This window comes from Pseudomonas sp. NA-150, from assembly GCF_044336365.1.
Lineage (GTDB): Bacteria > Pseudomonadota > Gammaproteobacteria > Pseudomonadales > Pseudomonadaceae > Aquipseudomonas.
The window spans coordinates 2,975,754-3,002,148 of record NZ_CP172305.1; the positions used below are offsets into that span (position 1 = coordinate 2,975,754).

Below are 26,395 nucleotides of genomic sequence, written 5' to 3' on the forward strand. Positions count from 1 at the left end.
TCGTTCAGTGCTGTCACACTTGTGCAGTTAAGTAATAAGTGCGATCGAAATTGCTATTTTTCGATGTGCGGTTTTGCTTTTTGAATGACTAAAGGCCATTGTTAATCGCAAATAAGAAAAGGAGATTGCCATGGACAAGGATATGGATCAGGAGATATTCAGCGTGTTCGGCCAGCTGTGTGAAGCTGCCGATAACGGCCGGATTAGTCATTCCGCGGTCGACATTCAGGACGCAGACCCCCTGCGCAGGGCGCTGATTGCCAGCATGGTAGGGTCGTTGCTGAACGAGCGCTACCCGGAGTCAACGATAGTGACTGAGTTAGTTGAAACCAGGACCATGGCGGTGTCGATGACCCGCTAGTCATTAATTGCACTAACAAGGCGCCTCACTATCAACAAAAAAGCCGCTGTCCCCTGTAGAGGGCAGTGGCTTTTTCAAGTCAGGATCTGGTCGCGATAACAGCCGTCTGACCAATACCTTGGAGCGCGTCAGCACTCAGTAGCGTTGATACTGCGAACCGAATTCTTTACGGTTTTCTGCAACTACCAAACCTTTCAGGCTGTCCTGCACGCCATTCATCGATGTGCTGCCGGTGTCGGTCACATGCAGGCGGTCGATGGTGCGAACGTTGCTGGCTTCAGCGACAACAGGCTGTGCAGCCGAGGTCACGGTTTGCGTGGAAGCGAACGCCGAAGTGGCGCTGAGGACCGAAAGGGCAAGGCCGATAACGAGATTGCGTTTCATGGTTTAGCTCCGAGTCGTGGGTAGTTCGTAGTTGATTAAGTTGTTTGAAGCGATGGGGCTAATCTACGAGGCGGGGGTGCAGAAGAAAAAGCACTAGCAGGCATACTGACTATTGACAGTGGTGATTGAATCGCCGCCGAGCAAGCGATGGGTTAATAGAAGCGGGACTCGAAGCCTCACATTACAAGGGCTACGGTCTGCTATACCTGAAGCTCCTACCTGAACGTTCAGTCAAGGAGATCGCTCATGATTAACCCGGCCACTGCCCTCATGCTGGCCCGTTACAAGGCCTGGGCCGATGAGTTGTTCTTTGCCGGCGTCGCCGCGCTACCGCCGGGGGAAGTCGTCAAAGAACGCCCCGGTATCTTCAAAAACATGATCGGGACGCTGAACCACAACTTGTTGGTGGACCTGATCTGGCAAGCCCATCTGGAACACCGTGACCACGGTTTCAAATCCCGCAACGAGGTGTTGCACCCGCTATTGACCGACCTGTGGAACGCACAGCGAAGCATGGACGAGTGGTTTGTCGCCTGGAGCGAACGGCAGACGGATGACTCATTGGCAGAGTCGATCGCCTTTACCTTCGTCTCCGGAGACCCTGGGGTGATGACGGCTGGCGAGATGTTTCTGCATCTTGTCATTCATAGCGGCTACCACCGGGGGTGGGTGGTGCAGATGTTCTTTGAAGCGGGCATCAGGCCGCCGATCACTGACTTGCCGGTTTATCTGTGTGGAGGGGCAACGCCGTGCTGACAGCGTTGGGTGACGGCATAATGTGCGAAAATATATCGAGTGGATCTGAAAAAATCTCAGCCGACCTTCGGACCCTCGCTCAACAGCGCATGCAGTGACTTGGCCATGTGTTTAGCTGAACTTCGAGCAATATGGAAAGGGTCTGTGCAGCGGAAAAAGACGGGACGTGTTTTATCCGAGGAACGGATAACGTAGCAGTCCTATCGCCGGCAGGCCGGACTGCTACGGAGGCAGCGCTGCAAAAGTCAGTGGTTTATCCCTTGTTGATGAGCGCGAGCTTCAGGTTCGCAAGCCGCCTTAAAGTGATGCGCTGGGTCGGGATTCGACGAGGTCGTACCAGCGTTTGATCGCCGTGAGCGTTTGCGGGAACGGCATCTGCAACGCGCGGGTAGCGAAGTCGATGGTGCATATCGTGGTGATGTCGGCGATGGAAAATTCGTTGCCGGCGGTGAACGGCGACTCGCTCAGTCGCTTGTCCAGATCGGTATAGAAGTTGGTCACGCGCACTTTGCTGCGATCGACCATCGCCGGAATCTGATCGTAAAAATGAGGCCCGGTCAGCGCGCGGCCCTTCATGCCGGCCAATGAGTTGCGCACCGCGTCCATGACGGCGGCAAATCCTTCCTGTTCCATACGTCGGTCCCACATGCCGATCAGCACTTTCTGTTTTGCCGTACTGCCCAGCAGCAGTGGCTCAGGGTACATCTCCTCGAGGTAGCGACAGATGGCCGGTACTTCGCCAATGGATGTGCCGTCTTCCAACACCAGGGTGGGCACCACGTTGCGTGAGTTGATGGCGCTGTAGGTGTCGGAAAATTGCTCCTTGGTACTCAAGTCGAGATTGATCGTCGGTATGTCGATGCCTTTTTCGGCAATAAAAATACGAACCCGGCGTGAGTTGGGCGAACCAACGGCCTGGTAGATCTTCATCGTGGACGTAGACATGGCATGGCTCCTTAAGTGAGGTCGGATGGCAAGCTACCTGAGGAGCTTAGCCCCTTCAGCCCGGATGAAAGCCTATTTCACGCGCTGGATTTTCGGCGATGTCCAACTCCCGTCCAGCAGTTCCGGCTTGGGCCAGTAGTAGCGCAGGATTGCCATGAAGGGACCTTTGGGAATGGGCAGCCAATTGGTTTCCTTTTCCGGGGCGGGCGGGGTGCTCTGCAGGTACAGGGTCAGGCTGCCATCCGCGTTGGTCTTCAACTCGGGCAACATCAGTGAGTTGATCAGGTAACGATCGAGAGGGTTTTTAACCAGCCATTGATGGGGCAGGTTGTAAACGGCCACCGACCAGAAGGCATTGACCGGTGGCAATTGGTCCTTGGCAAAGGTCAGGGTGTAACGATGGTTGCTGCCATTCAATGCCTGGCCAGACGCGTCTTTTTCATACGTCGGATACAGCGCTTCGTCTCGCGAGTCGGCGCCGAGGGAAGTGCGGCGGGCGTCGATGGCCTGTTGACCGTCGAGCATGCCTTGCTTAAGCGCATCACGGGTCTTGGCCGGCAGGGTGTCGCTGTCGAAGCTCATCCCGGCAAAGATGCCGATCTTGGTGAAGCGCTCGCGTAACTCGACTTCCGACGGTGACGTCGGAGCGAACTGCAACAGAAACGCCAGCTCGTTGAAAAATCCAAGCGATGTGCGCTGCTCTTTGGCCGGCAAGGGTTTGATCCAGTCCACGGCGGCCGCGCTACCTGGCGCCGCTTTTGCGAGAAAGGCCGAAAGCGGCTGCACCTTGTAGCTGGCCTGGATCTGTTTGACGTTGTCCAGGTCCGTAGGGTTGAACAACTGGGTGCGTCCGATCAGATTGACCAGTTCGGTGTCGGCACGAATGACTGTAGTGATGCCTTTGGGCGCCGCGCCGGTCCAGGTCGGGCTGGCGATCAGGAAGTCGCCGCCGGCATTACTGGTGGCGCGGGTGCCGATGTAGCTGAAGTTCACCCCGTACAGGTCAACCAACTGGAAGGCGAAATAACGATTTTTGTACATGGCCGGAACGCTGATCACCACGGGTTCGGCGCGCAAATCGAGGCTGGCGAAGCTGTTAAGTAGGTCCAGGTTGGGCGTCACGAGCGGGGTGTCGGCGGCAGTGAACACCTGAGCGACGTTCACCAGGGTATTGGGAGGGGCTTTGTACTGCGGATTGTCGGGATCGAGGGAAAAGGCGTACAGGGTCTTGTACGTGTCGATCATCGGCGCGCCGTAGAGGTACGCTTCTTTGGCAATAGCCCGGGCCTCGGCAGGGGTAACGCTGCTGGATGACGGGGTGGACGCCTGACTCACCATCGTTAGAGGAACCAACAGCGCCGACAGAATCAGCGCCTTGAACATATCCGTTGTCTCGTCAGGGGAGCGTTCGGAGAATCGTAGACGCCAAGGGCAGGGCGCGCGTGTTGCCTGTCGGATAACTGACCTTGATCAACGCGCGCTGACTGTCAACCGCCGCAGAATGACCAAGCACCCGCTACAACCCACTCCCAATCAATTTCAGGTACTCCGGGCTATCGGAGAGTGTGTTGTGGTCCTTGCCGGCAATCACCTTCAGCGAGGCTACGCCTGGTTTGAAGTGGCTCAACAGCGCGTCGGTGCTGCGGCGGGGAATGAGTTCGTCGTTCTGCGCGGCGATCAGCAAGGTCGGTAGGGTGATCGCCGGGGCATAGCGCCAGGACTCGAAGGTGTCACGCAACAGCCATTTCACCGGGAGGTATGGCAGATGGTCCTCAGCCAACTCCAGCAGGCTGTTGTAGGGCGTGATCAGAATCAGTGAGCTGGCGGTCCGTTCACTGGCCAGGTGCAGGGCGACGCTGGAACCCAGGCTGCGGCCGATCAGGGTGATGTGCGAATGGTCTTCGCTGACCTTGTCGTACAGCGCCTGGGCATCGCGTTCAATGGCCTCCTCGGAAGGCAACCCACTGCTGCCGCCAAAACTGCGGTAGTGCAGAAAATACAGCGCTTGATCGGGAAATGCCTGGGAAAACGGCACCAGATTGAGCGAGACGTCCTCGCCGTTGCCACCAAAGTAGATCAGCGCATTGGGTCCGACGTGGGGGCGTACCGACACCATGATCATGGCATCGGGCTGCGTCAATTCGATCACGGTGGAGGCGCCGCCCATGGTGCGTGGCTGCGGGAAGTAAATCAGCGATCGCTGGAACACCAGCAGCAACACGCAGGCTGCGCCATACAGCACCACGGCCAGTACCAGCAGGATAATCAGCAGACGCAGCAAGCGAAAGATGATGGACATGGGCGTCGGCCATCCTTAGGGCGACAGTGAATGTGTTCAGGGTAGTCGAGCGTGGAGGGGGCGTTGGGGTCGATTCAAGTCTTTTACGTCCGCAGTGTTTGGACTTGCAGCGTGTTTTTCTCTAATCGACGACGCCCTAGACTCGGTTTCATTCTCTGTCATGAATCACCGAGGTCACGTAATGAACACTTCTGTCGCTACACCGCGTCCCGGCAGTGCGCCGATTCGTGTCGGCCTGGTCGGCATTGGCAATTGGGCACTGCACGGCCATGTCCGGGTCTTGAGCCTGTTGCCGCACTATCAACTCACCGCCATTTATAGCCAGCGCCATGACAGCGCGGTGGCCGCGGCCGAAAAATATGGCTTCACCCATGTGGTGAACTCGGTGAGCGAACTGGTCGAACACCCGGAAGTCGACCTGGTGATCGTGTTGACCACCGCGCCGCAACACGAAGCGGCCGTGCGCGCGGCAATTGCAGCGAAGAAAAACGTCTACTGCGAATGGCCGCTGACCACCAGCACGGCAGTTTCCGAAGAACTGGTGCAGTTGGCACACGCGGCGGGGGTGAAACACATTGTCGGCCTGCAACGGCGTCTAGCACCGCACAATCGTTTCGTCGCTGACCTGATCCGACAAGGGTATGTCGGCAAACTGCGTTCCGTGCGGATTCACGTCAGCATGAATTACTTCCAGGCGCTGCGGCCGAACTCATTGCGCTGGACGGTGCCGGCGGAGAACTTCTCCAGTGTGATTGCGATCTACGCCGGACATTTCCTCGACATGCTGTTCGCCGCAACGGGCTGGCCGACGCAGGTCGCCGGTCTGGCGCTGAATCAGTTCGACAAAGTCACGATCAAGGAAACCGGTGAGGTGTTCGACACCACGGCACCCGATCAATTGGCGCTGATTGGCACTCTGGCCGACGGCGCGGTGTTGTCGGTGCACATCGAAGGCGGCAAACCCAACGGTTCAGGGGTGCAGATCGACATTACCGGTCATGGCGGCGATTTGCGCATCAGCAATAACTCGGCGTTCGGCGATATTGGCGATAACTACGTGATCAAAGGTGCGCACGGTGACAACCAGCCGCTGGATGTGCTGGATGTGCCGGCCTCTTATGACCGGGTGCCCGCCGCTGAGCTGCCTTCCGCGGTACTGGAACTGGCTGAACTGTACGTCGCTTATGCCAACGATGTCGCCGAAGGCAGCCACACGGCGCCGACGTTTGACGATGCCGTGCGCATGCACAAACTGATCGATGCCGCGATGAAGTCCACCCAGGACGGGCAGTTCGTTACCCTGGATTGAGCCATCGACCCCGGTGGACGGTAGCAAACCGAATTAAGGTGTTCGCCGTATGGAAAATACGCTAGCGTTGGCCATTCTCGGTTTGTTGCTGTTTTCGACGTTCAAAAAGGGGGGGCAACTGATGACTGCCGTAAACGCTAAAGAAGCTGTTGGAGACATCTACGATATCGGTGCCATGAAGTTCGCCCAGGCCATGACTTGGCGGGCGATCGAGCTGATGGGGCAACAGATCAAGCCGGGCATGCGCGAGTCTGAAGCGCAGGCCTTGGGCAAACAGATTCTGGCTGATCTGGACACGCAGCGGATCTGGCATCCGCTGCTGATTCGCTTCGGCGCCAATACCTTGAAAACTTTCAAGGAGAAATCCGAAGGCGATCCGGTCCTCGGCGACAACGACATCTTTTTCGTCGACATGGGCGCCGTCTGGCAGGGCCACGAAGGCGATGCCGGCGACACCTTCACCACCGGCAACGACGCGGAAATGATCGCCTGTGCCCAAGCCGCGCGGACCTTGTTCACGCGCGTCGAGCATCACTGGAAAAGCCAGCAGGTCGACGGCCAGGCACTGTACGCCTACGCCGAAGCGCAAGCCGCCGAAATGGGCTGGGTGTTGAACCTGAACATCAAGGGCCATCGGGTCTGCGACTTTCCCCACGCGATTTATCGCGGCGGCAATCTGGGCGATTTCGAGGCGACACCTAACGCCGGACTGTGGATTCTGGAAATCCAGATCGCCCACCCGACGCGTGGCTTTGGTTCGTTTTTCGAAGACTTACTGGTGTAGCGCTGCGCCGCTGGCGATCGTTGATAACAACGCTATGGTTGATTTGATACAGCGGTTTAACCAAGACTGATTGCTACTGTATACAATTTTTATCTGCGGAGAACGGAATCATGAAAGTCAGCGCACGCAACGTGTTCAAAGGCACGGTCAGCCAGGTCCTCGACGGCGCGGTCAATGCCGAGGTGGTATTGACCTTGCCGGGCGGTAATCAATTGGTCGCCGTGGTGACCATGGCCAGCATCAAGAGCCTCGGTATCGCGGTGGGTAAAGAGGCCGTGGCACTGGTCAAGGCGCCGTGGGTGATGCTGATGACGGATTCCAGCGGCTTCCGCCTGTCAGCGCGCAACTGCCTGGAAGGCAAGGTGGTCAAGGTCTCCGATGGCGCGGTGAATGCCGAGGTGGTGATCCAGTTGGACGGCGGCACCGAGGTGTATTCCATCGTGACCCGCGACGCGGTGGCTGAGTTGGGGCTCAAACCAGGTGTCAGCGCCACGGCGGTGATCAAGGCTTCGCACATTATCCTGGGCGTGCCAGCTTAAGCCTTACCCGGCGTGACGCTGTCCCAGCGAACGCGCCAGAAGCCAAACAGGCTGATCGAGCCAGACATGATGGCGCCCGCGGCCACCAGCAGGAATGCATGTTCCAGGCTGCCGTGGGCGATCACCACTGAGCTGCCGGCCATCACCGCAAAGCCGAAACGGATGGCGCCGGCGGTCAACGGCCAGCCAATTTTGCGCGCGCCTTGCCCGGCGAAATACAGTTCGGCGTTGATCGCCATGAAGCCGTAGAACGGCGCGACCACCCGCAGATAATGCCCGGCGACTGCCAGCACCTCGGGGCTGTCGCTGAACAGCCCGACCCACAGGTTCGGCACGATTGCCACTACTATTCCCAGCGCTTCGACAATGGCCGCCACAAACAGCGCGTTGACCAGTGCTGCGCGTCGCGCCCGCGCGACATTACCCGCGCCGAGATTGGTGCCGACCAGGGTCAGGGCAGCGGTGCCGAAGCCGAACATCACTGGAATCAGCAGCATGTCCAGACGCGAGGCGATGCCGTAGCCCGCGATTGCCGCGACACCAAACGCACCGGCCGCGGCGGTCAGGGCAGTGACCGACAGCGTGGCCATGATCGCGTTGACCGTGGAAATCAGACCGATGCCGAGGATCGCAGCAAAGTGATCGCGACGCAGCGGGTGCCGTTCCAACCGCAGGTTACTGCGCGCTGATCGCATGTAACCCAGCACCACTGCCAACGACCCCAGGCTGCAGATCACCTGCGCTACCCCGGCACCGGCAACGCCCATGTGCGGCAAACCAAGCCAACCGGTAATCAACGCCGGCGAGATAATCAAGCCGACCACCACGCCTCCCGCCATGATCAAGGCGGGCACCTTGACGTTGCCGGCCCCGCGCAGCGCCGATTGCATCAGCATCAAAATCCAGAACGGAATGGCGCCAGCGAACAGGATATTGGAATAGACGATCGCCTGTTCCAGCGATTCACCACTGCCGCCCATGGTGCTGTAGATCCAGCGTCCGGCAAGCCAGGCGGCCAGCATAAAGATCGTGCCGCCCACCAGCGCGATGACCATCGCGTGCCAGACCAGGCTTTGCGCATCCTCATGGCGCCCGGCACCCCGCGCCCGGGCAATCGACGATGACACGCCGCCGCCAATACCGCCGTTGGAGACCATGGTCATCAGCATCATGATCGGCACCACCAGCGATGCTGCAGCAATGGCGTTGATCCCTTGTGAACTGACGAACCAGGTCTCGGCGATACTCAATACCGTGGTCATCAGCAACACCGCCACGGTGGGCATTGCCAGGCGGATCAGCGTCGGCAGGATCGGACCGTGCAGCAAGTGGCTGAGGGTTCCGGCGTTAGTGGCGGGCAAGGTTTCGTTTTTCAGCGAGGCATCCGCAGAGGCCGCCATGTCTGGGTTGGCGGCGTGTACCGGGTGGGTCATGCGAGGCCTCGAACGGGCGGGCGAAAGTGTTTGAGAGCATGTGCCGCTGATGGGCTCTGCGCAAGCCGTCTTTGTTCCTGTCAGTACCACCGCGTCAAGTCATTCGCCAACACGTTGGATTTGTGGCTGGACCAGAATCTACGGTTGGCCCTGATTTTGTAGGAGCTGCCGCAGGCTGCGATAAGGTCGGAACAACCTTCGCGATGGCTATTGATGGGAGTGTCAGATTTTTTGTGTTCGGGCTGGTTGTGGCCTGCCGTCAGGCAGGCCTTTGTTTTACCAGCTCGGCCTGGTAAATCGATCTCCATAGAGAATCGCAAATTGATTCATCGCCACCTTCCAATCATGCGCTGCGTTACCCCAGTTAGCGGTGATGTTGCGTAATCCCAGCCATATCAGCTTCGTCGCTGCATCGTCAGTGGGGAAGTGCCCTCGGGTCTTGATGATCTTTCGTAGCTGAGCGTTGATGCTTTCGATGGCGTTGGTTGTGTAGACCACCTTTCGGATGCCTGCCGGGAAGACAAAAAACGGGATGACTCGATCCCAGGCTCTACGCCAAGCAGCAACTACAGTCGGATACTGCTTGCCCCAAGGCCCCGCCTCAAAGGCGTTCAGTTCCTGCTCAGCGATATCGGCGTTAATGGCTTGATAAATCGGCTTGAGCGCCTTGGCCAGTGCTCGACGTTTATCCCAAGCCGCATAGTCCAGGCTGTTGCGGATCAGATGCACGATGCAGGTTTGCAGTGTGGTAGCAGGAAACACCGCCCCTAGGGCCTCTGGTATCCCTTTAAGGCCGTCTGTGACGGCGATCAGCACATCTTCAACACCACGAGTCTTCAGGTCGTTGAACACCTTCATCCAGAACTTGGCACCCTCGGTGCTTTCGATCCAGATGCCCAAAATATCTCGTGTGCCATCGGGTAACACGCCCAGTGCCAAGTACACCGCCTTGTTACGCACCAAGCCTTCGTCGCGAATTTTGACCCGCAGCGCATCAAAAAAGATGACTGGGTACATAGGCTCTAAAGGGCGTTGCTGCCAAGCGCCAACCTCTTCCAGCACAGCATCGGTCACTGAACTGATGAAGTCATGCGACACATCGGTTCCATACTGCTCGGACAGGAAAGCGCGTATCTCACGCACCGTCATCCCTCGGGCGTACATGGCAATGATCTTGTCATCAAAGCCTGTAAATCGGCGCTCATGCTTGGGAATGAGGATCGGCGCGAAGCTGCCATCGCGGTCTCTGGGGATATCCAGGCGAAGTGGCCCGTCATCGGTCAGTACCGTTTTACCGCTTTTACCATTGCGCTGGTTGGTTGAATCCTCAGGGCGCTCCGCGCCCTGAGGATAGCCAAGGTGGTGACCCAGTTCGGCGCCTAGCGCACGCTCGATCAGCGCCTTTTTGAACGCCATAGAGGCGTCCTGAATGGCTGCGGCGCTCATCGGGCCTTGGACGAACTGATCAATCAGCTCTTTGGGTATCGAGGGCAATTCCCTCGGTGTTGCACTGGCGGACTTCTTTTTGGTCGGCATAAATGCACCTCTGGTGACATGTTATGCCCGAACACAAAATTTCTGACAGTCTCCTATTGATCACAGCCTGCGGCAGCTCCACAAGGAATCTATACCGCCTCGATAACCCATCGCCACGGGCCTGAAGCCCGCCTGTAAACCCGCGCTTTACACCACTCTTTACGCTTTCTTTATGCTCAGCCAACCCTGTCGATCTCGCTCCTTTACACCGTCCGTCCCGACAATTAACCACACGCGGCAGTTGCCGTAAGACGGAGAGATTTCCATGAGCGTTCTGGACGGGGTGTCACTGCTGTTGGCAGCAGGGCTGTTCATTTACTTACTGGTGGCGTTGTTACGCGCCGATCAGCACTAGGAGCAGCCATGCACAGTTATGACTATCTATTGATCCTGGCTTTCTTCGCGCTGGTGCTGTTGCCCGCGCCGATGCTGGGACGTTTTTATTACCGGGTCATGGAGGGTGAGCGAACCTTTTTGACCCCGGTACTCGGGCCAGTCGAGCGTATCTGCTATCGCCTCTCCGGGGTCGATCCGCTGGTTGAGCAAAACTGGAAAACCTACGCATTGGCCTTGCTGGCGTTCAACGCCGCAGGCTTTGTCCTGTTGTTCGCGATCCTGGTGTTCCAGGGTGCGCTGCCACTCAACCCGCAGAACATGCCGGGGATGGAGTGGACGCTGGCGTTCAACACCGCCATGAGTTTCATCACCAACACCAACTGGCAGAGTTACAGCGGTGAAGCCTCGCTCAGCTACTTGAGCCAGATGGTCGGCCTGACCGTGCAGAACTTCGTCAGTGCCGCCACCGGTATCGCGGTGCTGATCGCGTTTTGCCGTGGCATCAGCCGTCGCTCGACGCAGAACCTCGGCAACTTCTGGACCGACATGACCCGCGCCACGCTCTACGGCCTGTTGCCGATGTGCCTGGTGCTGGCGTTGTTCCTGGTCTGGCAGGGCGTGCCGCAAACCTTCGCCCATTACATGGACGCGGTGACCTTGCAAGGCACCGATCAAAGCCTGCCACTGGGTCCAGCGGCCAGCCAGATCGCGATCAAGCAACTGGGTACCAACGGTGGTGGCTTCTTCGGGGTCAACTCGGCGCATCCGTTCGAGAACCCGACCGCCTGGAGCAACCTGGTCGAGCTGGTGTCGATCATCTTGATCCCGGTAGCGTTGATTTTCACCTTCGGCCACTACGTTAAGGACATGCGTCAGAGCCGGGCGATTCTGGCCTGCATGATGGCGCTGTTCCTGATCGGCGGCGCGACAGCGCTGTGGGCCGAGTATCAGCCTAACCCGACCCTGAACATTGCGTCGGTCGAGCAGACTGCACCTTCGGAAGGCAAGGAAGTGCGCTTCGGCACCACGGCCACCGTGCTGTGGGCCTCGGCCACCACTGCCGCTTCCAACGGTTCGGTAAACGCCATGCACGACAGCCTTAACCCGCTGACCGGCATGGTGGCGATGGCCAACATGATGGTCGGTGAAGTGATCTTCGGCGGGGTGGGTGCGGGTCTGTACGGCATGTTGCTCAACGTGTTGATCGCGGTGTTCCTCGCTGGCTTGATGATCGGTCGAACACCGGAATACCTGGGCAAGAAAATCCAGGCTTACGAGGTCAAGCTGCTGGTTGCGACACTGCTGGTGATGCCGATCGGTGTGCTGGTGTTCGGTGCTTTGGCGGCCAGTCTGCCAGGTCCGGCGGGCGCGATCAGCAACCCCGGCGCGCATGGTTTCAGTCAATTGCTTTACACCTACACCTCGGCCACCGCGAACAACGGTTCGGCATTCGGCGGTTTCAGTGCGAACACCACGTTCCACAACCTGATGCTCAGCCTGTCGATGTTCCTCGGTCGCTTCGGCTACATCATTCCAGTGCTGGCACTGGCCGGTAGCCTGGCGATGAAAAAGACCGCTCCCCAAGGCCTGAACAGCTTCCCGACCCATGGCCGGTTGTTCGTAACGCTGCTGGCGGCAACCATCTTGCTGGTGGCTGGGTTGAACTTCCTGCCGACTCTGGCTCTAGGGCCGGTTGCCGAACACTTGAGCATGGGCTTCTGAGGATCAGATCATGAATATGCCAATTCCTGTCTCAAAACGTGCGAAAGAACAGGCAGCCGTCGAGTCCGCTGCTCCTGCTTCAAAAAGTGTGGCGATCTCGGCCCTCTGGCGCCCGGCGCTGGTGCAGGCGTTCGTCAAGCTTGACCCGCGTCAGTTGCAACGCTCGCCGGTGATGCTGGTGGTTGAAATGACTGCGATCCTCACCAGCGTGTTGTGTCTGTTCCCGGATCCGGCCGTGTCGACATCGGTGGCGATTCAGATTGCGGTCTGGTTGTGGTTCACCGTGCTGTTCGCCAACTTCGCCGAAGCCTTGGCTGAAGGTCGCGGCAAGGCTCGCGCAGACAGCCTCAAGGCCGGCAGCGAAGGCCTCAAAGCCAAGCGTCGTGACCAGGGCGGTACCTTCCGCACTGTCAGCGCCAGCGACCTGCGCAAAGGTGATGTGGTGCGCGTCGAAGCCGGGGAGATGATCCCGGGTGACGGCGAGGTCATCGAAGGCATCGCGGCAGTCAACGAAGCGGCGATTACCGGTGAGTCTGCGCCGGTGATTCGGGAGTCAGGCGGCGACCGTTCTGCGGTGACCGGCAACACCCGATTGGTGTCCGACTGGCTGTTGGTGCGTATCACCGTCAACCCCGGTGAGTCGACTCTGGACCGCATGATCGCGCTGGTGGAAGGTGCCAAACGGCAGAAAACCCCCAACGAAATCGCGCTGGACATCCTGCTGATCGGCCTGACCCTGATCTTCCTGTTGGTGGTGGTGACGCTGCAACCGTTCGCCCACTTCTCGGGTGGCAGCCTGCCGCTGGTGTTCCTGGTGGCGCTGCTGGTGACCTTGATTCCGACCACCATCGGCGGCTTGTTGTCAGCGATCGGTATTGCCGGCATGGACCGTCTGGTGCGGCTGAATGTGATCGCCAAATCCGGTCGTGCGGTAGAAGCAGCCGGTGACGTGCATGTGTTGCTGCTGGACAAGACCGGCACCATCACCTTCGGTAACCGTCGCTGCACCGCGGTGTATACCGCACCTGGCGTCAGCACCAAAGAGCTGGGCGAGGGCGCGTTGCTGGCCTCGCTGGCCGACGATACGGCGGAAGGCAAGTCGATTGTCGAGTATCTGCGTGAACTGCACCCGATCAACGAACCTACACCGTCGTCGCTGACAGCGGTGCCGTTCAGTGCGGAAACTCGCCTGTCGGGGGTTGATTACCAGGGGCGTGTGTTCCGTAAAGGCGCGGTGGATTCGGTGCTGGCCTTCGTCGACATGAAGCGCTCGGATCTGATGCCGGCCTTGGCCCGTGAGATCGACAAGATCGCCAAAACCGGCGGTACGCCATTGCTGGTCTGTGCTGACGGCAAGCTGCTCGGTGCGATCCACCTCAAGGACGTGGTCAAACCGGGTATCCGCGAACGCTTTGCCGAACTGCGCAAGCTGGGGATTCGTACCGTGATGGTCACCGGCGACAACCCGCTGACCGCCGCTGCGATTGCCGCTGAAGCGGGCGTCGATGACGTACTGGCCGAAGCCACCCCGGAGAAGAAACTGGAGCGGATTCGTCTGGAGCAGAACGACGGTCGTCTGGTAGCAATGTGTGGTGACGGCGCCAACGATGCCCCGGCACTGGCTCAGGCCGACGTCGGTATGGCGATGAACGATGGTACTCAGGCGGCGCGTGAAGCGGCGAACATGGTCGACCTCGACAGCGACCCGACCAAACTGCTGGATGTGGTGCAGATCGGTAAAGAGTTGCTGGTGACCCGTGGCGCCTTGACCACCTTCTCCATCGCCAACGACGTGGCCAAGTACTTCGCGATTCTGCCGGCGCTGTTCGCCTCGATCTACCCGCAACTGGGGGTGCTCAACATCATGCACCTGGCCAGTCCGCAGAGCGCGATCCTCTCGGCCATTGTGTTCAACGCCTTGATCATCGTGGTGCTGATTCCCCTGGCATTACGTGGCGTACGTGTGCAGGCGGCGAGTGCGATGGACTTGCTGCGTCGCAACCTGCTGATCTATGGCCTGGGCGGGATTCTGGTGCCGTTCGTGGGCATCAAGCTGATCGATATGCTGTTGACTGCGCTGCACCTGGTTTAAGGGTACTTTTCGTCGCGCTCGACAGGGCGCGACGTTCTCACTGATTGAGGATTCGATGATGTCCAGTGTATTGCGTCCGGCCTTGAGCCTTCTTGTATTGATGAGCGTGATTACCGGTGTGGCCTATCCGCTGGTGGTAACCGGGGTTGCGCAGGTGGCGTTTCCGGCCCAGGCCAACGGCAGCCTGGTGTATGACAGCACCGGCAAGGTGCGCGGTTCGTCCCTGATCGCCCAGAGTTTCACCGGTGACGGTTGGTTCCATTCGCGTCCTTCCGCTGGCGCGTTTGCCACGGTGTCCAGCAGCGCCAGCAACCTGTCGCCCAGCAACCCGGCCTTGGCGGCACGTATCACGGCGGATGTCGCCAAGGAAGTGGTCGCGGGTCAGGGTCCAGTGCCACTGGCCATGCTGACCACCTCGGGCAGCGGTCTCGACCCGCACCTGCCGCCGGAAGCGGCGACCTACCAAGTGGCACGCGTCGCGGCCACGCGGCATCTGCCGGTTGATACCGTGCAGCGTCTGGTGGATGCCAATACCTATCGGCCATTGATTGGTCCACCGGTGGTGAACGTTTTGATCTTGAATCAATCGTTGAATGAGTTACCTTCTGCGCAACTTTGATGTGAGAGAAAGACCATGAGTAACGCAGCCCGTGCCGATGCACTGTTGGCCAATCTGCCGCCGGACGGCCGGGGTCGGCTCAAGGTGTTCCTCGGTGCGGCGCCGGGGGTGGGCAAGACCTACGCGATGTTGCAGGCCGCCCACGCTCTGTTGCGCCAGGGTTCGCAGGTGGTGGCCGGGGTCGTGGAGACCCACGGCCGCGCCGAAACCGAAGCCCTACTCAGTGGCCTGGTACAACAGCCGTTGCTGCGCTCGGAATATCGTGGCGTGACGCTCGAAGAAATGGACCTCGACGGTTTGCTCAAGCTGGCGCCGAAACTGGTGCTGGTCGACGAACTGGCGCACAGCAATGCGCCGGGCAGTCGCCATACCAAACGCTGGCAGGACATTCAGGAACTGCTGGCGGCCGGGATCAACGTCTACACCACGGTCAACGTGCAGCACCTGGAAAGCCTCAACGATCAGGTGCGCGGGATTACCGGGGTGCAGGTTCGCGAGACGCTGCCGGACTGGGTGTTGCAGGAAGCCTACGAACTGGTGCTGATCGACCTGCCGCCGCGTGAACTGCTCGAGCGTCTGCGCGAAGGCAAGGTTTACGTGCCGGAACAGGCGCGGGCGGCGATCGATGCATTCTTCAGCCAGACCAACCTCACCGCGCTGCGCGAGCTGGCGATGCAAACCGCTGCGGCGCAGGTGGACAACGATCTGGCCCAGGGTTATCGGCAGTTGGGGCAATCGGCGCCGGCGGTGCGCGGGCGTTTGTTGGTCGGCATCGATGGTGATGCACAGGCCGAACGTCTGGTGCGACACGCCAGTCGAGTCGCTCAGCGGCGGCATCTGCCGTGGAGTCTGGTGCATGTCGACAACGGCCGGGCCGTCGATGAACAAGCGCGGATGCACTTGCAAAACGCGCAGCAACTGGCGGAGCGCCTGGGCGGCGAAGTGGTGCTGCTGCGCGCCGGTGAAGTGGCAAAAACCCTGATTCAACATGCCGCCGAGCGTCGCGCCAGCCTGGTGCTGGTGGGACAATCGCGGACGCGTTTGCGCCGGCGGCTATTGGGTGGCGGTCTGGCGGCGCGTTTGCTGCGCGACGCCCACGGCCTGGAAATCAACGTCCTCGACAGTGAAGCCCGGCATGACCAGCCACGACTGCGCTCGACACGGGCGGTGGTCTGGTTCGATTACGGGTTGGCGTTGGTAGCGACCATTTGCGCCAGTGTGCTGGCGTCGGCGGTCTCCAGCGTGTTGGCGCTGCCGAATATCTCGCTGGTGTTCCTCGCCGCCGTATTGCTGGTGGCGGTGCGCAGCAGCCTTGGTCCGTCGCTGGCCTGTGCGGCGCTGTCGTTTCTGGCGTATGACTTCCTGTTCATTCCGCCGACCTTCTCGTTTAGCATTCAGCGTGAAGAGGACGTGCTGACCCTGTTGTTCTTCCTGCTGATGGCGGCCCTCACCGGTAACCTCGCAGCCCGCCAGCGCCAACAGCTGCAGGCGTTGCGCGATACCCAGGAAGAAACCAGCGAGCTGCTCGACTTGTCACGCAAGCTCACTGCCGCCACTGATCGTCAGGCGGTGTTCAATGCGGCCGAGCAACACCTCAATGGCTGGAAAGAATTGCAAATGTGCCTGCTGAATCGTGACGGCCAGGGTGGCTGGAAAGTCGAGGCCGGTGGTCTGGTGCAATTGTCCGAAGCCGAACGTGCGGCGGCGGATTGGGCCTGGCAGCATGATCAGGCCGCTGGCAAAGGCACCGGCACCTTGCCGCTCGGTCATTGGTGGTGGTGGCCGCTGTCGGTGGACGAAGGTCCATTGGCCTTGCTGGGCGTCAGTCCGCGCGAAGGTCAGCCGTTCACCGATCAGCGTCGGCGTTTACTGACCGCCCTCAGCCAACCGCTGGCGCAAGCCCTGGCCAGGGCGCAATTGACCGAAGAACTGGAGGCCGCGCGCTTGCATGGAGAAACCGAGCAACTGCGCAGCGCGTTGCTGGCCTCGGTGTCCCATGACTTGCGCACACCGCTGACCTCCATGCGCGGCAGCATCGACAGCCTGTTGGCGTTGGGCGAAGCGATTCCACGGGAGGATCGTCAGGAGTTGCTTGAAGGCACCCGTGACGAGGCCGAGCGTCTGGATCGTTATATTCAGAACCTGTTGGACATGACTCGCCTCGGCCATGGTGCCTTGAAGCTGGCGCGAGACTGGGTGTCGCCGGGCGATATCGTTGGCAGTGCGTTGAATCGATTGCGCGCGGTGCTGGCACCGTTGCAGGTCAGCGCCCAAGTGCCGGCCGAGCTGCCGTTGCTCTATGTGCATGCCGCGCTGATCGAACAGGCACTGGTCAATGTGTTGGAAAACGCCGCGCGCTTCTCGCCGGCCCACGGCCGTTTGCAAGTCGAGGCGGGGGCGAACGACAGCGAACTGTATTTTTCCGTGAGCGATGAAGGACCGGGCATTCCAGAAGCTGAACGGGCGAAGATTTTCGACATGTTCTACACCGCCGCACGCGGTGACCGGGGCGGGCAAGGCACTGGGCTGGGGCTGGCGATCTGCCTCGGCATGGTCGGCGCCCATGGTGGGCGTATCAGCGTCGCAGAGGGCATCGACGGTCAGGGTACGTGCATCACCCTGCATTTACCTTTGCAGGCGCAACCTGAAGCGGAAATGGAGAGCACCCGCTGATGGCACTTTGCGGTAGTCTGCGGTTTTATTGGGTAATGGCAGGACTATCATGAGTCAGACCGCGACCATCCTGGTCATCGATGACGAACCGCAGATTCGCAAGTTTCTGCGCATCAGCCTGTCCTCCCAAGGGTACAAGGTGCTGGAAGCCGGCACCGGCACTGAAGGCTTGAGTCAGGCGGCACTCAACCAGCCTGACCTGTTGGTACTCGACCTCGGCCTGCCGGACATGGACGGCCAGGACGTGCTGCGCGAATTTCGCGAGTGGTCGAAAGTCCCGGTGCTGGTGTTGTCGGTGCGCGCCAACGAGGGGCAGAAAGTGCTGGCGCTGGACAATGGCGCCAACGATTACGTGACCAAACCGTTCGGCATTCAGGAGTTTCTGGCGCGGATTCGCGCGTTGTTGCGCCAGGCGCCGACTGGTGAGCAACAGGAAGCGGCGCTGGTGTTCGGCCCGCTGACAGTGGACCTGGCCTACCGGCGAGTGCTACTCGATGGTGAAGAAGTCAGCCTGACCCGCAAGGAGTACGCGGTGCTGGCACAACTGGCGCGGCATCCGGGTCGGGTGATTACCCAGCAGCAGTTACTCAAGGACATCTGGGGCCCGACCCACACCGACGACAGCCACTACCTGCGGATTGTGGTGGGGCACCTGCGGCAGAAGTTGCTGGATGACCCGACCAATCCGCAGTTCATCGTGACCGAGGCGGGGGTGGGGTATCGGTTGCTGTCGAGCTGACAGGATAAACACACTTCCTTGTAGGAGCGGGCTTGCCCGCGATGCAGACGACGCGGTATCGCAAACCAATCGCCATCGCGGGCAAGCCCGCTCCTACAACGGCAGAGTACTTCTCAGCGATTCTTGTCCTGCTCATACCGATCCAGCGTATCCCGGGCAATCTCTCGTCCCAGGGCGATCAATTCCGGCGCTTTGTAGAACTCGAAGAAGCGGCACACGCGCTTGGGCACGTTGATCAGTACATCCGGCGGATACCCGGCGATTTTGTATTGCGCCAACGAGGTCTGCATGGTTTCGAAGGCCTGGTTGATCAGGTCCAGCAGGGATGCCGGACCGACGTTGTCGACGATGATCGAACCACTGGCGGATTTCGGTGCCGCTTCCGCGCTGGCTTCCGGGGCGGCGGCGGGTTGTTGGGCCTGCGGGTCGCTGGTGCTCTCCAACCAGGGGTTGGCAATGGGCGCGATGCTCGACTTGAGGCTGTCTTGTTCCAGCCGCAATAATTCCAGTTCGCTGCTCGGCTCGATCTTGCGCCGGAACGGCAGGTGCGAGCCGAGGGAGTTGATCAGGTTGTCGAAACGTTTCTTCACCGCTGGCGGACGCTCGATCACCGGCAATTGGTAGTGCTTCTGGTTGGTCGAGTTGAGGTTGACCGCGATGATCAGGTCACAGTGGCTGGACACCACCGGCACGATTGGCAGTGGGTTCAGCAGGCCGCCATCGACCAGCATGCGATTGCCTTGCATCACCGGGGTAAACAGGGTCGGAATCGCCGCTGAAGCGCGCATGGCCTGGTGCAGGCAGCCTTCCTGGAACCAGATTTCCTGTTGGTTGGTCAGGTCGGTGGCCACGGCGGTGTAGGGAATGCGCAGGTTTTCAATGTTGATTTCGCCAACGATCTCGCGAATCTTGCCAAAGACCTTCTCGCCGCGTATCGCCCCGAGGCGGAAGCTGACGTCCACCAGGCGCAGCACGTCCAGGTAATCCAGGCTCTCGATCCACTCGCGGTATTCGCGCAATTTGCCGGCAGCGTAAATCCCGCCGACCACCGCGCCCATGGAACAGCCGGCGATACAGGCGATGTCATAGCCACGCCGTTCCAGCTCCTCGATCACCCCGATGTGCGCATAACCCCGTGCGCCCCCCGAGCCCAAGACCAACGCTACTCGCTTGTTCATCTGTGCATTCCCCGGTTGGCATGCTTCTCACCATACGCGCGAAGCGGGCGCGCTGGAACTGGGTTACCCTTGTTAATCATTGGCCTGCGGCACTTTTCTATCACCGCATCGTCAAAGCTCGCACTGTTGAATTACTTCTTGAGGGAACACCGATGAAAGCCTGGATCTGTCTGCCGTTGATTGCGTTGGTTTTAGCAGGTTGTGCCGGTAAAACCGCGTACCGCGAAAGTTGCGGCAGTGAAATCGATGCCGCCTGGCACGAGCTGGATCTGGCCAAGGCCGAGGGCTTCGCCGGGACCGTCAGCTACTCCAAGGCGCTGTCGTTGTTGACCGGTGCCAAGACCCAGCAGCAGTTCGAGGCGTATCAGGGCTGTACCGAGAAAGCCGAGAAGGCTCGCTTCTACATCAAAGAGTCACGCGCCGGTCGCTGATCTGTCATCGCCAAGGCTTTAATCAAAGCCATCGAGTACCCTCTGTGCTCGGTGGCTTTTGTGCATGTTGACGTCTGGTTAAACGCCCGCTGTAGACCGTACAGTGGAGGCCTACGTGGCGAATGCCATTTTACGGTCTCTGTAGGGGCTTGATGCAGTGGTCTGGAGCAGCCTTTTCATGGGCAGAAAACTCGACGCGTGTCTCAATTCGGTCAATGAAGTGGTATTGGGCAAGGAGGCTCAGGTACGTTTGGCCATGACCTGCCTGCTGGCGGGCGGCCATTTATTGATCGAAGATTTACCGGGGATGGGCAAGACCACCCTCAGCCATACCCTGGCCAAAGTCCTCGGTTTGAGCTTCCAACGGATTCAGTTCACCTCAGACCTGTTGCCCGGCGATATTCTCGGGACATCGGTGTTCGACCGGGACACCGGGCAGTTCACCTTTCACCCAGGGCCGATTTTCGCCGAACTGGTGCTGGCCGACGAGATCAACCGCGCCACGCCAAAGAGCCAGAGCGCCTTGCTCGAGGCCATGGAGGAGGGCCAGGTCACCATCGAAGGCGCGACGCGGCCGTTGCCGGATCCGTTTTTTGTGATCGCCACACAAAACCCGTTCAGCCAAGGGGGCACCTTTGCGCTGCCGGAATCGCAACTGGACCGTTTCCTGATGCGCCTGTCACTGGGTTATCCGGCCAAGGCCGCGGAAAAAGCCTTGCTCCAGGGCCCGCCACGGCGGGAATTACTGCCGCGCATCCACGCAATCCTCAACCATACTGAACTGGCTGCTCTGCAAACGGAGGCGCGTCAGATACGGGCCAGTGAGGCATTGATCGACTATGTATTGCGGCTGGTGGACGCCACCCGCAGCCAAGCGCAGTTCGCCTGGGGCCTGTCACCACGGGCCAGCCTGGCGATTCTGGCGGCTGCACGGGCCTGGGCGCTGCTCATCGGTCGCGATTACGTCATCCCGGAAGATGTTCAGGCGGTATTGCCGTCGGTGATCGGTCATCGCTTGCGCGAGCGCTCCGATCCCACAGGGCAGGGAGGCGGGGTGTTGGTGCAATGGCTACTGCGTGAGGTGCCGGTGCTTTGATCGAACAGCTCAAACCGTTTTGGCAGCGCTGGCTGGCGCGGCGAATTCCGCCGTCGTCACGGGTTCAACTGAATCACCGGCGCATTTTCATCATGCCTACTCGCACGGGGGGCACCTTTGCGCTGGTGCTGTTCCTGATGCTGCTGGTGGCCATCAACTACCAGAACAGCCTGGCCTACGGTCTGACCTTCCTGCTGTTGTCGCTGTCGCTGCTGACGATTCTGCACACCTACCGCAACCTCAGCGGGCTGGTGTTGAGTGCCGGCACCGCCCGCTCGGTGTTCGTCGGCGAACCCGTTGTACTGCGCCTGCGCCTGGAAAGCATCGATCGTGAACATCAGGCGATTGCGCTGGGCTGGGAAGTCACTGAGTTGCAGGCGTTCGATGTGCCGGACGCCGGTCGGGTGGACGCCGAACTGGGGCTGCCGGCCTTGACCCGTGGCTGGCTGCGCGCGCCCAGGCTGCGGGTGGAAAGCGCGTTTCCGCTGAGTATCTTTCGCGCCTGGAGTTGGCTGGACCTGCAACAGACGGTGTTGATCTACCCTCGGCCGATTCCCGGCGCCATGCCGCTGCTCAAGGGCGCGCAACCCCACGCCGAAGACCCGGGGCAAGCGACTCAGGGCGCGGGCGTTGATGATTATCAGGGGCTCAAGGCTTACCAGCCGGGAGACTCGCGCCGTCGCCTGCACTGGAAAGCCTATTCCCGAGGGCAGGGGCTGCTGATCAAGGATTTCACCGATGTCAGCGGCCACGACTTGTGCCTGGACTTCATGGCGTTGGGCGGCGACATCGAAGAGCGCCTGTCGCGTCTGTGTTACTGGGTGCTGGCCTTGTCCCAGCGGCAACAACCCTTCGCCCTGCGCCTGCCGGGCTTTCTCCAGGCGTCCGGCACCGGCGACCAGCATCGTGAAGCCTGTCTGCAGGCCTTGGCCCTGTTTGGCAGCCATTCATGAACCTGAGTTCGCCCATTCCTCGCAGCAGCCTGATCTGGTTGCTGGTGGCGCAAAGCATGGTGATGGTGCCCTACCTCGAGCATTTGCCGATCTGGATGTTGGGCTTATGGCTGGCTTGCACGGCATGGCGGGTGCAGATCCTGCGCATGCGCGCGCAACACCCCGGCTCCGTGACCAAGACCACCTTGTTTGTCGGCAGTATCGTCGGTGTGTACTTCTCCCGAGGCAGCCTGGTCGGCCTGGACGCTGGCGCGGCGCTGTTGATTGCCGCCTCGATCCTCAAAGTGCTGGAAATGCGCAGTCGTCGCGATGCGTTGGTGCTGATTTTTCTCGGTTTCTTCTGCGTGGTGGTCGGTTACCTGTTCCAGGACACCCTGCCATGGGCAGTGTTTACCCTGTTACCGGTGAGCGCGTTGCTGGCGGCGATGATTGGCTTGCAGCAGACGGCACTGGCCAGCAAACCCTGGGACACCCTGCGCCTGGCGCTCAAGCTGCTGGCCCAGGCGCTGCCCTTGATGCTGTTGCTGTTTCTGTTCTTCCCTCGGCTGGAACCGTTGTGGTCGTTGCCGCAGCCGAACAACAAAGGTATTACCGGCCTGTCCGATAACATGGCGCCGGGCGACATGATCGAGCTGAGTCGCTCGGCGGCGCTGGTGTTTCGTGCCAGTTTTGACGGCGAGATGCCCGCCCATAATCAGTTGTACTGGCGTGCCCTGACCCTGGAGCAGTTCGACGGTCGTCGCTGGTCGCAATCGGGGCGCGGGATTCTCACGCAGACACCGCAATGGCAAAAGCACGGGCCGGTGCAGAGCTACAGCATTGTCATGGAGCCCAGCGGGCGCCCCTGGCTGCCAACCCTGGACATCAGCGAAACCAGCCTGGTGGATGTGCGGCAGATGGCTGACTTCCGCCTGCAACGCCGACGGCCAGTGGATCAAACCTTGCTCTACAACGTCAGTTCCTGGCCGCAAGCCGTTCGCGGGGTGCAGATCAGCGACAGCGAAAAATACCAGGACCTGCAACTGCCCCCTCATGGCAATCCCCAGGCGCGGCAGTGGGCGGTGGAGTTGAACCGTCGCTATCCCCGTGTCGAGGCGCTGGTCGATGCGATGTTGGCGCAGTTCACCAACGAACCGTACCGCTACACCCTGAAGCCGCCAAAGCTGGGCGCGGACAGCATCGATGATTTCCTGTTTAACAGCCGTAGTGGTTTCTGTGCCCATTACGCTGGCGCCATGACCTTCGTCCTGCGTGCTGCCGGCATCCCGGCACGCGTGGTGGCGGGGTATCAAGGCGGCGAACTGAACCCGCAAGGGCATTACCTGAGCGTGCGCCAGTTCGATGCCCATGCCTGGGTTGAATACTGGCGCCCGGGTGTGGGCTGGCGCAGCGTCGACCCGACAGCGGCGGTCGCACCGCAACGCGTCGAGCAAGGGCTTGAACAAGCGCTGGCGGCCGATGAGGATTTTCTCGGCGATGCGTCTTTTTCAGCCCTGCGTTATCGAAACTTGCCCTGGCTCAATGGCCTGCGCTTGAGTTGGGATAACCTCAATTACGGCTGGCAGCGCTGGGTACTGGGCTATCAGGGGCAACAACAGGTGCAGGTGCTGAGCCGCTGGTTTGCCGGCTTCGACGGCCTGGTATTAGTCGGCGGCGGATTAGGGGTGATGGGCTTGTTGGCGCTGTGGCTGTTGAAGCCTTGGCAGCGCGAAAGCGATCCGCAATTGCGCGTGTTCAAGGCGTTCGAGCGTCTGCTGGCACGACAGGGTCTTCTGCGTAAGGAAGCCGAGGGCGCGCAAGACTTCTGTCGGCGCGCGGCCCAGCAATTACCGGCGCAGGCAAGGTTGATCGACGCTTTCGCTGCCGAGTTCGAGGCACAGCGCTATGCTGGACGTGGTCATTCATTGGCGCCATTGCGCCGTCATCTGAAACGCCTGCGCCGAAGTCTGCCGTGGCGGTTTTCAACCATCAGGGTATTAGAGGAGAAATGAGGATGTCGGGACTGGTTGATCATCTTATCGCGCAACTGCTGGCCCTGGAGGTGCGGCTGATGGCCTGCCAGGCGCGGCTGGTGGCGAACACCGACAACGAGGCGCTGCACGATTTGCGGATCGCGGTCCGGCGCCTGCGCAGCTTGTTGCGGCCCTTGCACGATGTGCCGGGGACGCAACAACTGGAGCTGGCGGCCAAAGACATCGGCGACTTGACCACACCCTTGCGCGACCGCGAAGTGTTGGCGGCGTATCTGAAAAAGTTGGGCATGACCGACGCTGCCCAGCGCCGCGGTGTGACACTGGGCAACGATTACCGAGACGTTGCCGGCTCCGACGAATTGGCGCGTTTGTTCAGTGTGCTGGAGGCGTTCCCGCGTTTTCTACGGGCTTCGCAACATCAGGGGCTGTTGCACGATCTGCATAAACGCATCGACAAACGCCTGGAAAAACAGTGGAAAAAACTCGATCACGGGATCAACGACCCGGCTCATGACCGCCATCGTCTGCGCCTGCTGATCAAGCGCGTGCGCTACGCCGACGAGGCGTACCCGGAATTCAGCCATCACGCCGGCAAGAAGGCGCAGGTAAGCCTGAAGGCCGCCCAGGGTGCGCTGGGCGATTGGCATGACCATTTGCAATGGCTGGTGCAGGCGCAAGAACAGCCGGATCTGGCACCGTGCAAGCCCCGTTGGGAGCAAGGTATTGTCAGGGCTGAGCTGGAGGCCGATCAGGCGCTAGAGCGGTTGGCGAAAACCTGTTTCACTCATTAAAGTGCATTTAGGCCATCAATTGGCGGAAATGGACTCTGCGTCCCGAGGCAGTGCTGGGTAAGATTCAAGTCAGTTTGTTCCAGCTTTCATGGACATGAGGTCTGCATGAATTTTTCAGAATTGATCGCCGCGGTTCGCGATAACCCTTTATCGGTGGTGATTCCCCCAGATTGGTCGCAGGGGCGTGCCTGTTTTGGCGGGTTGATGGCTGCGTTGCAGTTCGAAGCCATGCGCGCCAAGGTACCGACGGATCGCCCCGTGCGCTCGCTGGCAATCACGTTTGTTGGTCCGGCGGCGCCCGATGTGCCGATCAGCTTCGAAGTAGAGGTACTGCGCGAAGGTAAATCGGTCAGTCAGGTGCTGGGGCGCGCCGTGCAAAACGGTCAAGTCATGACCCTGATCCAGGGTAGCTTCGGCGCACCCCGCGAGTCGGCGATCTCGGTGCAAGCCGATCCGGCACCGGTGTTGAAACCGCTGGAAGCGTGCGTGGAATTGCCGTTCATCAAGGGCATGACCCCGGATTACCTGAGGTTCATGGTCATGCGCTGGGGCTTGGGCGGTTTGCCGTTCAGTAATACGCCGTCGCGGGAAATCGGCGGTTATGTGCGTTTTCGTGGCGAGATCGAACAGCAACCGATGACTGAGGCGCACTTGTTGGCATTGGTCGATACCTGGCCACCGGCGTTGTTGCCGCACCTGAAGAAGGTGGTGCCGGGCAGTTCGCTGACTTGGACCATCGAGTTCGTGCAGCCATCACCACCGCTGGATACCCTCGACTGGTGCACCTATCGCGCAGTGATCGAGCATGCGCGTGATGGCTACGGCCATACCGCTGCCACGCTGTGGTCGCCCAGTGGTGAATTGATCGCCATCAGTCGGCAGACCGTGACCGTCTTCGGCTGATCACCTCAGTGGCGGCGATGGCGCTCTTTCCAGGCGCGCCACCAGCCGCCACTGAGGACAAATCGCGGAAAGGTAATAAACTGCTCCACGAGCAAACGCCTGATCGCATCGCTGCGGTCGCTGAAGGGTTCAGGCGCTTGTCCTTCCAGAGAATGACCATGGCGTTGAAATCCCAACGCGGCAATCAGGCCGATCACGCCAATCGCAATCGATGAAAAACTCAGGCTGAACAGGCCATCGAGAATCAGCAACGCGGCAATGATAAACAGCGATACCGCGATCACATGCAACACCAGGTTAGTCGGGTTGCGATGGTTGTCGGCGTAACCGCGCCACTGCCAAGTGGGGAGGTTGGGAAGTCGTTTGGCCATGTCGCTGTCCTCTTCAAGCTGTTAATTCATTATTTTTGAAGGATAGGCGCTGGCACCGAAGGCGGCGAATCAAGCCTGACTATCGGTGCCATAGGCGATATAAGCCAGCCGCACCGCCTCAGTGCGTGTTCCAGACACAAATCCACTGTAGGAGCTGCCGAAGGCTGCGATA

General features: G+C 60.0%; 25 protein-coding genes. 17 read left to right on the top strand and 8 right to left on the bottom strand.

Annotation, left to right across the window (positions count from 1 at the left end; translation table 11 throughout):
* Positions 1–130 precede the first annotated feature (130 nt).
* Positions 131–361, top strand: coding sequence for a hypothetical protein (locus tag ACF0H7_RS14190; protein WP_397453369.1), 231 nt, complete (start codon positions 131–133; stop codon positions 359–361).
* A gap of 135 nt (positions 362–496) precedes the next feature.
* On the opposite strand, the gene ACF0H7_RS14195 is transcribed toward ACF0H7_RS14190, so the two are convergent.
* Positions 497–745, bottom strand: a complete 249-nt coding sequence (locus ACF0H7_RS14195) for a hypothetical protein (protein ID WP_397453370.1) — start codon at positions 743–745, stop codon at positions 497–499.
* 246 nt (positions 746–991) lie between these two features.
* On the opposite strand from ACF0H7_RS14195, the gene ACF0H7_RS14200 reads away from it, so the two are divergent.
* On the top strand, positions 992–1,501 hold the full coding sequence (locus ACF0H7_RS14200; RefSeq protein ID WP_397453371.1) for a DinB family protein: 510 nt from the start codon (positions 992–994) through the stop codon (positions 1,499–1,501).
* Positions 1,502–1,798: 297 nt separating this feature from the next.
* Here the strand turns inward: ACF0H7_RS14200 and ACF0H7_RS14205 are convergent, their stop codons facing one another.
* From ACF0H7_RS14205 to ACF0H7_RS14215, 3 genes are all read right to left on the bottom strand, one after another.
* Positions 1,799–2,446, bottom strand: a complete 648-nt coding sequence (locus ACF0H7_RS14205; RefSeq protein ID WP_397453372.1) for a glutathione S-transferase family protein — start codon at positions 2,444–2,446, stop codon at positions 1,799–1,801.
* Positions 2,447–2,518: 72 nt separating this feature from the next.
* Positions 2,519–3,829, bottom strand: coding sequence for a DUF1254 domain-containing protein (locus ACF0H7_RS14210; RefSeq protein WP_397453373.1), 1,311 nt, complete (start codon positions 3,827–3,829; stop codon positions 2,519–2,521).
* A gap of 133 nt (positions 3,830–3,962) precedes the next feature.
* A complete protein-coding gene (locus ACF0H7_RS14215) occupies positions 3,963–4,745 on the bottom strand; it encodes an alpha/beta hydrolase (protein ID WP_397453374.1) in 783 nt (260 codons plus the stop codon).
* Positions 4,746–4,926: 181 nt separating this feature from the next.
* On the opposite strand from ACF0H7_RS14215, the gene ACF0H7_RS14220 reads away from it, so the two are divergent.
* The 3 genes from ACF0H7_RS14220 to ACF0H7_RS14230 all read left to right on the top strand — a co-directional run bounded on the left by ACF0H7_RS14220 (position 4,927) and on the right by ACF0H7_RS14230 (position 7,377).
* On the top strand, positions 4,927–6,054 hold the full coding sequence (locus ACF0H7_RS14220) for a Gfo/Idh/MocA family protein (protein ID WP_397453375.1): 1,128 nt from the start codon (positions 4,927–4,929) through the stop codon (positions 6,052–6,054).
* A gap of 121 nt (positions 6,055–6,175) precedes the next feature.
* Positions 6,176–6,838, top strand: coding sequence for a M24 family metallopeptidase (locus tag ACF0H7_RS14225; protein ID WP_397453893.1), 663 nt, complete (start codon positions 6,176–6,178; stop codon positions 6,836–6,838).
* A 110-nt stretch (positions 6,839–6,948) separates the two neighbouring features.
* Positions 6,949–7,377 (top strand): molybdopterin-binding protein, encoded by a 429-nt coding sequence (locus tag ACF0H7_RS14230; RefSeq protein WP_397453376.1) that lies wholly within the window; start codon positions 6,949–6,951, stop codon positions 7,375–7,377.
* On the opposite strand, the gene ACF0H7_RS14235 is transcribed toward ACF0H7_RS14230, so the two are convergent.
* Together ACF0H7_RS14235 and ACF0H7_RS14240 are read right to left on the bottom strand one after the other, a co-directional pair.
* Complete coding sequence (locus ACF0H7_RS14235; protein WP_397453377.1) at positions 7,374–8,810, bottom strand: MATE family efflux transporter; 1,437 nt, start codon at positions 8,808–8,810, stop codon at positions 7,374–7,376. The two genes, ACF0H7_RS14230 and ACF0H7_RS14235, sit on opposite strands and share 4 nt — an antisense overlap.
* Positions 8,811–9,086: 276 nt before the next feature.
* Positions 9,087–10,346, bottom strand: coding sequence for an IS256 family transposase (locus ACF0H7_RS14240; protein ID WP_397449066.1), 1,260 nt, complete (start codon positions 10,344–10,346; stop codon positions 9,087–9,089).
* Positions 10,347–10,611: 265 nt separating this feature from the next.
* Between ACF0H7_RS14240 and kdpF the strand changes: the two genes are divergently transcribed.
* Genes kdpF through ACF0H7_RS14270 form a run of 6 tightly spaced genes read left to right on the top strand, consistent with a single transcriptional unit; the run spans position 10,612 to position 18,527 of the window.
* The gene (gene kdpF, locus ACF0H7_RS14245) at positions 10,612–10,701 is read left to right on the top strand and encodes a K(+)-transporting ATPase subunit F (RefSeq protein WP_397453378.1); all 90 of its coding nucleotides are present in this window, start codon (positions 10,612–10,614) and stop codon (positions 10,699–10,701) included.
* Positions 10,702–10,709: 8 nt separating this feature from the next.
* Positions 10,710–12,404, top strand: coding sequence for a potassium-transporting ATPase subunit KdpA (kdpA, locus tag ACF0H7_RS14250; RefSeq protein WP_397453379.1), 1,695 nt, complete (start codon positions 10,710–10,712; stop codon positions 12,402–12,404).
* 16 nt (positions 12,405–12,420) lie between these two features.
* Entirely contained in the window at positions 12,421–14,496 is a 2,076-nt protein-coding gene (kdpB, locus tag ACF0H7_RS14255; protein WP_397453894.1) for a potassium-transporting ATPase subunit KdpB, read from the top strand.
* Positions 14,497–14,554: 58 nt separating this feature from the next.
* Positions 14,555–15,115, top strand: coding sequence for a potassium-transporting ATPase subunit KdpC (gene kdpC, locus ACF0H7_RS14260; protein ID WP_397453380.1), 561 nt, complete (start codon positions 14,555–14,557; stop codon positions 15,113–15,115).
* Positions 15,116–15,130: 15 nt separating this feature from the next.
* A complete protein-coding gene (locus ACF0H7_RS14265) occupies positions 15,131–17,788 on the top strand; it encodes a DUF4118 domain-containing protein (RefSeq protein WP_397453381.1) in 2,658 nt (885 codons plus the stop codon).
* Between the two features lie 49 nt (positions 17,789–17,837).
* Positions 17,838–18,527 (top strand): response regulator, encoded by a 690-nt coding sequence (locus tag ACF0H7_RS14270; protein WP_397453382.1) that lies wholly within the window; start codon positions 17,838–17,840, stop codon positions 18,525–18,527.
* A 113-nt stretch (positions 18,528–18,640) separates the two neighbouring features.
* Here ACF0H7_RS14270 and ACF0H7_RS14275 read toward each other — a convergent pair whose 3' ends face one another.
* Positions 18,641–19,705 carry a patatin-like phospholipase family protein gene (locus tag ACF0H7_RS14275; protein ID WP_397453383.1) on the bottom strand — a complete coding sequence of 355 codons (1,065 nt, stop codon included), beginning with the start codon at positions 19,703–19,705 and terminating at the stop codon, positions 18,641–18,643.
* A gap of 152 nt (positions 19,706–19,857) precedes the next feature.
* Between ACF0H7_RS14275 and ACF0H7_RS14280 the strand changes: the two genes are divergently transcribed.
* From ACF0H7_RS14280 to ACF0H7_RS14305, 6 genes are all read left to right on the top strand, one after another.
* A complete protein-coding gene (locus ACF0H7_RS14280) occupies positions 19,858–20,136 on the top strand; it encodes a hypothetical protein (RefSeq protein WP_397453384.1) in 279 nt (92 codons plus the stop codon).
* A gap of 178 nt (positions 20,137–20,314) precedes the next feature.
* Positions 20,315–21,232, top strand: a complete 918-nt coding sequence (locus ACF0H7_RS14285) for an AAA family ATPase (RefSeq protein WP_397453385.1) — start codon at positions 20,315–20,317, stop codon at positions 21,230–21,232.
* On the top strand, positions 21,229–22,185 hold the full coding sequence (locus tag ACF0H7_RS14290) for a DUF58 domain-containing protein (protein ID WP_397453386.1): 957 nt from the start codon (positions 21,229–21,231) through the stop codon (positions 22,183–22,185). Before ACF0H7_RS14285 ends, ACF0H7_RS14290 begins: the two co-directional genes overlap by 4 nt.
* The gene (locus ACF0H7_RS14295) at positions 22,182–24,176 is read left to right on the top strand and encodes a DUF3488 and DUF4129 domain-containing transglutaminase family protein (RefSeq protein ID WP_397453387.1); all 1,995 of its coding nucleotides are present in this window, start codon (positions 22,182–22,184) and stop codon (positions 24,174–24,176) included. Before ACF0H7_RS14290 ends, ACF0H7_RS14295 begins: the two co-directional genes overlap by 4 nt.
* A 2-nt stretch (positions 24,177–24,178) precedes the next feature.
* Positions 24,179–24,949, top strand: coding sequence for a CHAD domain-containing protein (locus ACF0H7_RS14300; protein ID WP_397453388.1), 771 nt, complete (start codon positions 24,179–24,181; stop codon positions 24,947–24,949).
* Positions 24,950–25,054: 105 nt separating this feature from the next.
* A complete protein-coding gene (locus ACF0H7_RS14305; RefSeq protein WP_397453389.1) occupies positions 25,055–25,852 on the top strand; it encodes an acyl-CoA thioesterase in 798 nt (265 codons plus the stop codon).
* A 5-nt stretch (positions 25,853–25,857) separates the two neighbouring features.
* Here ACF0H7_RS14305 and ACF0H7_RS14310 read toward each other — a convergent pair whose 3' ends face one another.
* Positions 25,858–26,223 carry an Mpo1-like protein gene (locus ACF0H7_RS14310; RefSeq protein WP_397453390.1) on the bottom strand — a complete coding sequence of 122 codons (366 nt, stop codon included), beginning with the start codon at positions 26,221–26,223 and terminating at the stop codon, positions 25,858–25,860.
* Positions 26,224–26,395 lie beyond the last annotated feature (172 nt).

Bases quoted from the DNA above. Each gene is read 5' to 3' on its own strand.
- ACF0H7_RS14280 (WP_397453384.1), top strand. From the start codon at position 19,858: ATGAAAGCCTGGATCTGTCTGCCGTTGATTGCGTTGGTTTTAGCAGGT.
- ACF0H7_RS14195 (WP_397453370.1), bottom strand. From the start codon at position 745: ATGAAACGCAATCTCGTTATCGGCCTTGCCCTTTCGGTCCTCAGCGCC.
- ACF0H7_RS14295 (WP_397453387.1), top strand. From the start codon at position 22,182: ATGAACCTGAGTTCGCCCATTCCTCGCAGCAGCCTGATCTGGTTGCTG.
- kdpA (WP_397453379.1), top strand. From the start codon at position 10,710: ATGCACAGTTATGACTATCTATTGATCCTGGCTTTCTTCGCGCTGGTG.
- ACF0H7_RS14305 (WP_397453389.1), top strand. From the start codon at position 25,055: ATGAATTTTTCAGAATTGATCGCCGCGGTTCGCGATAACCCTTTATCG.
- ACF0H7_RS14190 (WP_397453369.1), top strand. From the start codon at position 131: ATGGACAAGGATATGGATCAGGAGATATTCAGCGTGTTCGGCCAGCTG.
- ACF0H7_RS14310 (WP_397453390.1), bottom strand. From the start codon at position 26,223: ATGGCCAAACGACTTCCCAACCTCCCCACTTGGCAGTGGCGCGGTTAC.
- kdpC (WP_397453380.1), top strand. From the start codon at position 14,555: ATGTCCAGTGTATTGCGTCCGGCCTTGAGCCTTCTTGTATTGATGAGC.
- ACF0H7_RS14220 (WP_397453375.1), top strand. From the start codon at position 4,927: ATGAACACTTCTGTCGCTACACCGCGTCCCGGCAGTGCGCCGATTCGT.
- kdpF (WP_397453378.1), top strand. From the start codon at position 10,612: ATGAGCGTTCTGGACGGGGTGTCACTGCTGTTGGCAGCAGGGCTGTTC.
- ACF0H7_RS14210 (WP_397453373.1), bottom strand. From the start codon at position 3,829: ATGTTCAAGGCGCTGATTCTGTCGGCGCTGTTGGTTCCTCTAACGATG.
- ACF0H7_RS14275 (WP_397453383.1), bottom strand. From the start codon at position 19,705: ATGAACAAGCGAGTAGCGTTGGTCTTGGGCTCGGGGGGCGCACGGGGT.
- ACF0H7_RS14285 (WP_397453385.1), top strand. From the start codon at position 20,315: ATGGGCAGAAAACTCGACGCGTGTCTCAATTCGGTCAATGAAGTGGTA.
- ACF0H7_RS14205 (WP_397453372.1), bottom strand. From the start codon at position 2,446: ATGTCTACGTCCACGATGAAGATCTACCAGGCCGTTGGTTCGCCCAAC.
- ACF0H7_RS14270 (WP_397453382.1), top strand. From the start codon at position 17,838: ATGAGTCAGACCGCGACCATCCTGGTCATCGATGACGAACCGCAGATT.
- ACF0H7_RS14230 (WP_397453376.1), top strand. From the start codon at position 6,949: ATGAAAGTCAGCGCACGCAACGTGTTCAAAGGCACGGTCAGCCAGGTC.
- kdpB (WP_397453894.1), top strand. From the start codon at position 12,421: ATGCCAATTCCTGTCTCAAAACGTGCGAAAGAACAGGCAGCCGTCGAG.
- ACF0H7_RS14215 (WP_397453374.1), bottom strand. From the start codon at position 4,745: ATGTCCATCATCTTTCGCTTGCTGCGTCTGCTGATTATCCTGCTGGTA.
- ACF0H7_RS14225 (WP_397453893.1), top strand. From the start codon at position 6,176: ATGACTGCCGTAAACGCTAAAGAAGCTGTTGGAGACATCTACGATATC.
- ACF0H7_RS14265 (WP_397453381.1), top strand. From the start codon at position 15,131: ATGAGTAACGCAGCCCGTGCCGATGCACTGTTGGCCAATCTGCCGCCG.
- ACF0H7_RS14235 (WP_397453377.1), bottom strand. From the start codon at position 8,810: ATGACCCACCCGGTACACGCCGCCAACCCAGACATGGCGGCCTCTGCG.
- ACF0H7_RS14240 (WP_397449066.1), bottom strand. From the start codon at position 10,346: ATGCCGACCAAAAAGAAGTCCGCCAGTGCAACACCGAGGGAATTGCCC.
- ACF0H7_RS14300 (WP_397453388.1), top strand. From the start codon at position 24,179: ATGTCGGGACTGGTTGATCATCTTATCGCGCAACTGCTGGCCCTGGAG.
- ACF0H7_RS14200 (WP_397453371.1), top strand. From the start codon at position 992: ATGATTAACCCGGCCACTGCCCTCATGCTGGCCCGTTACAAGGCCTGG.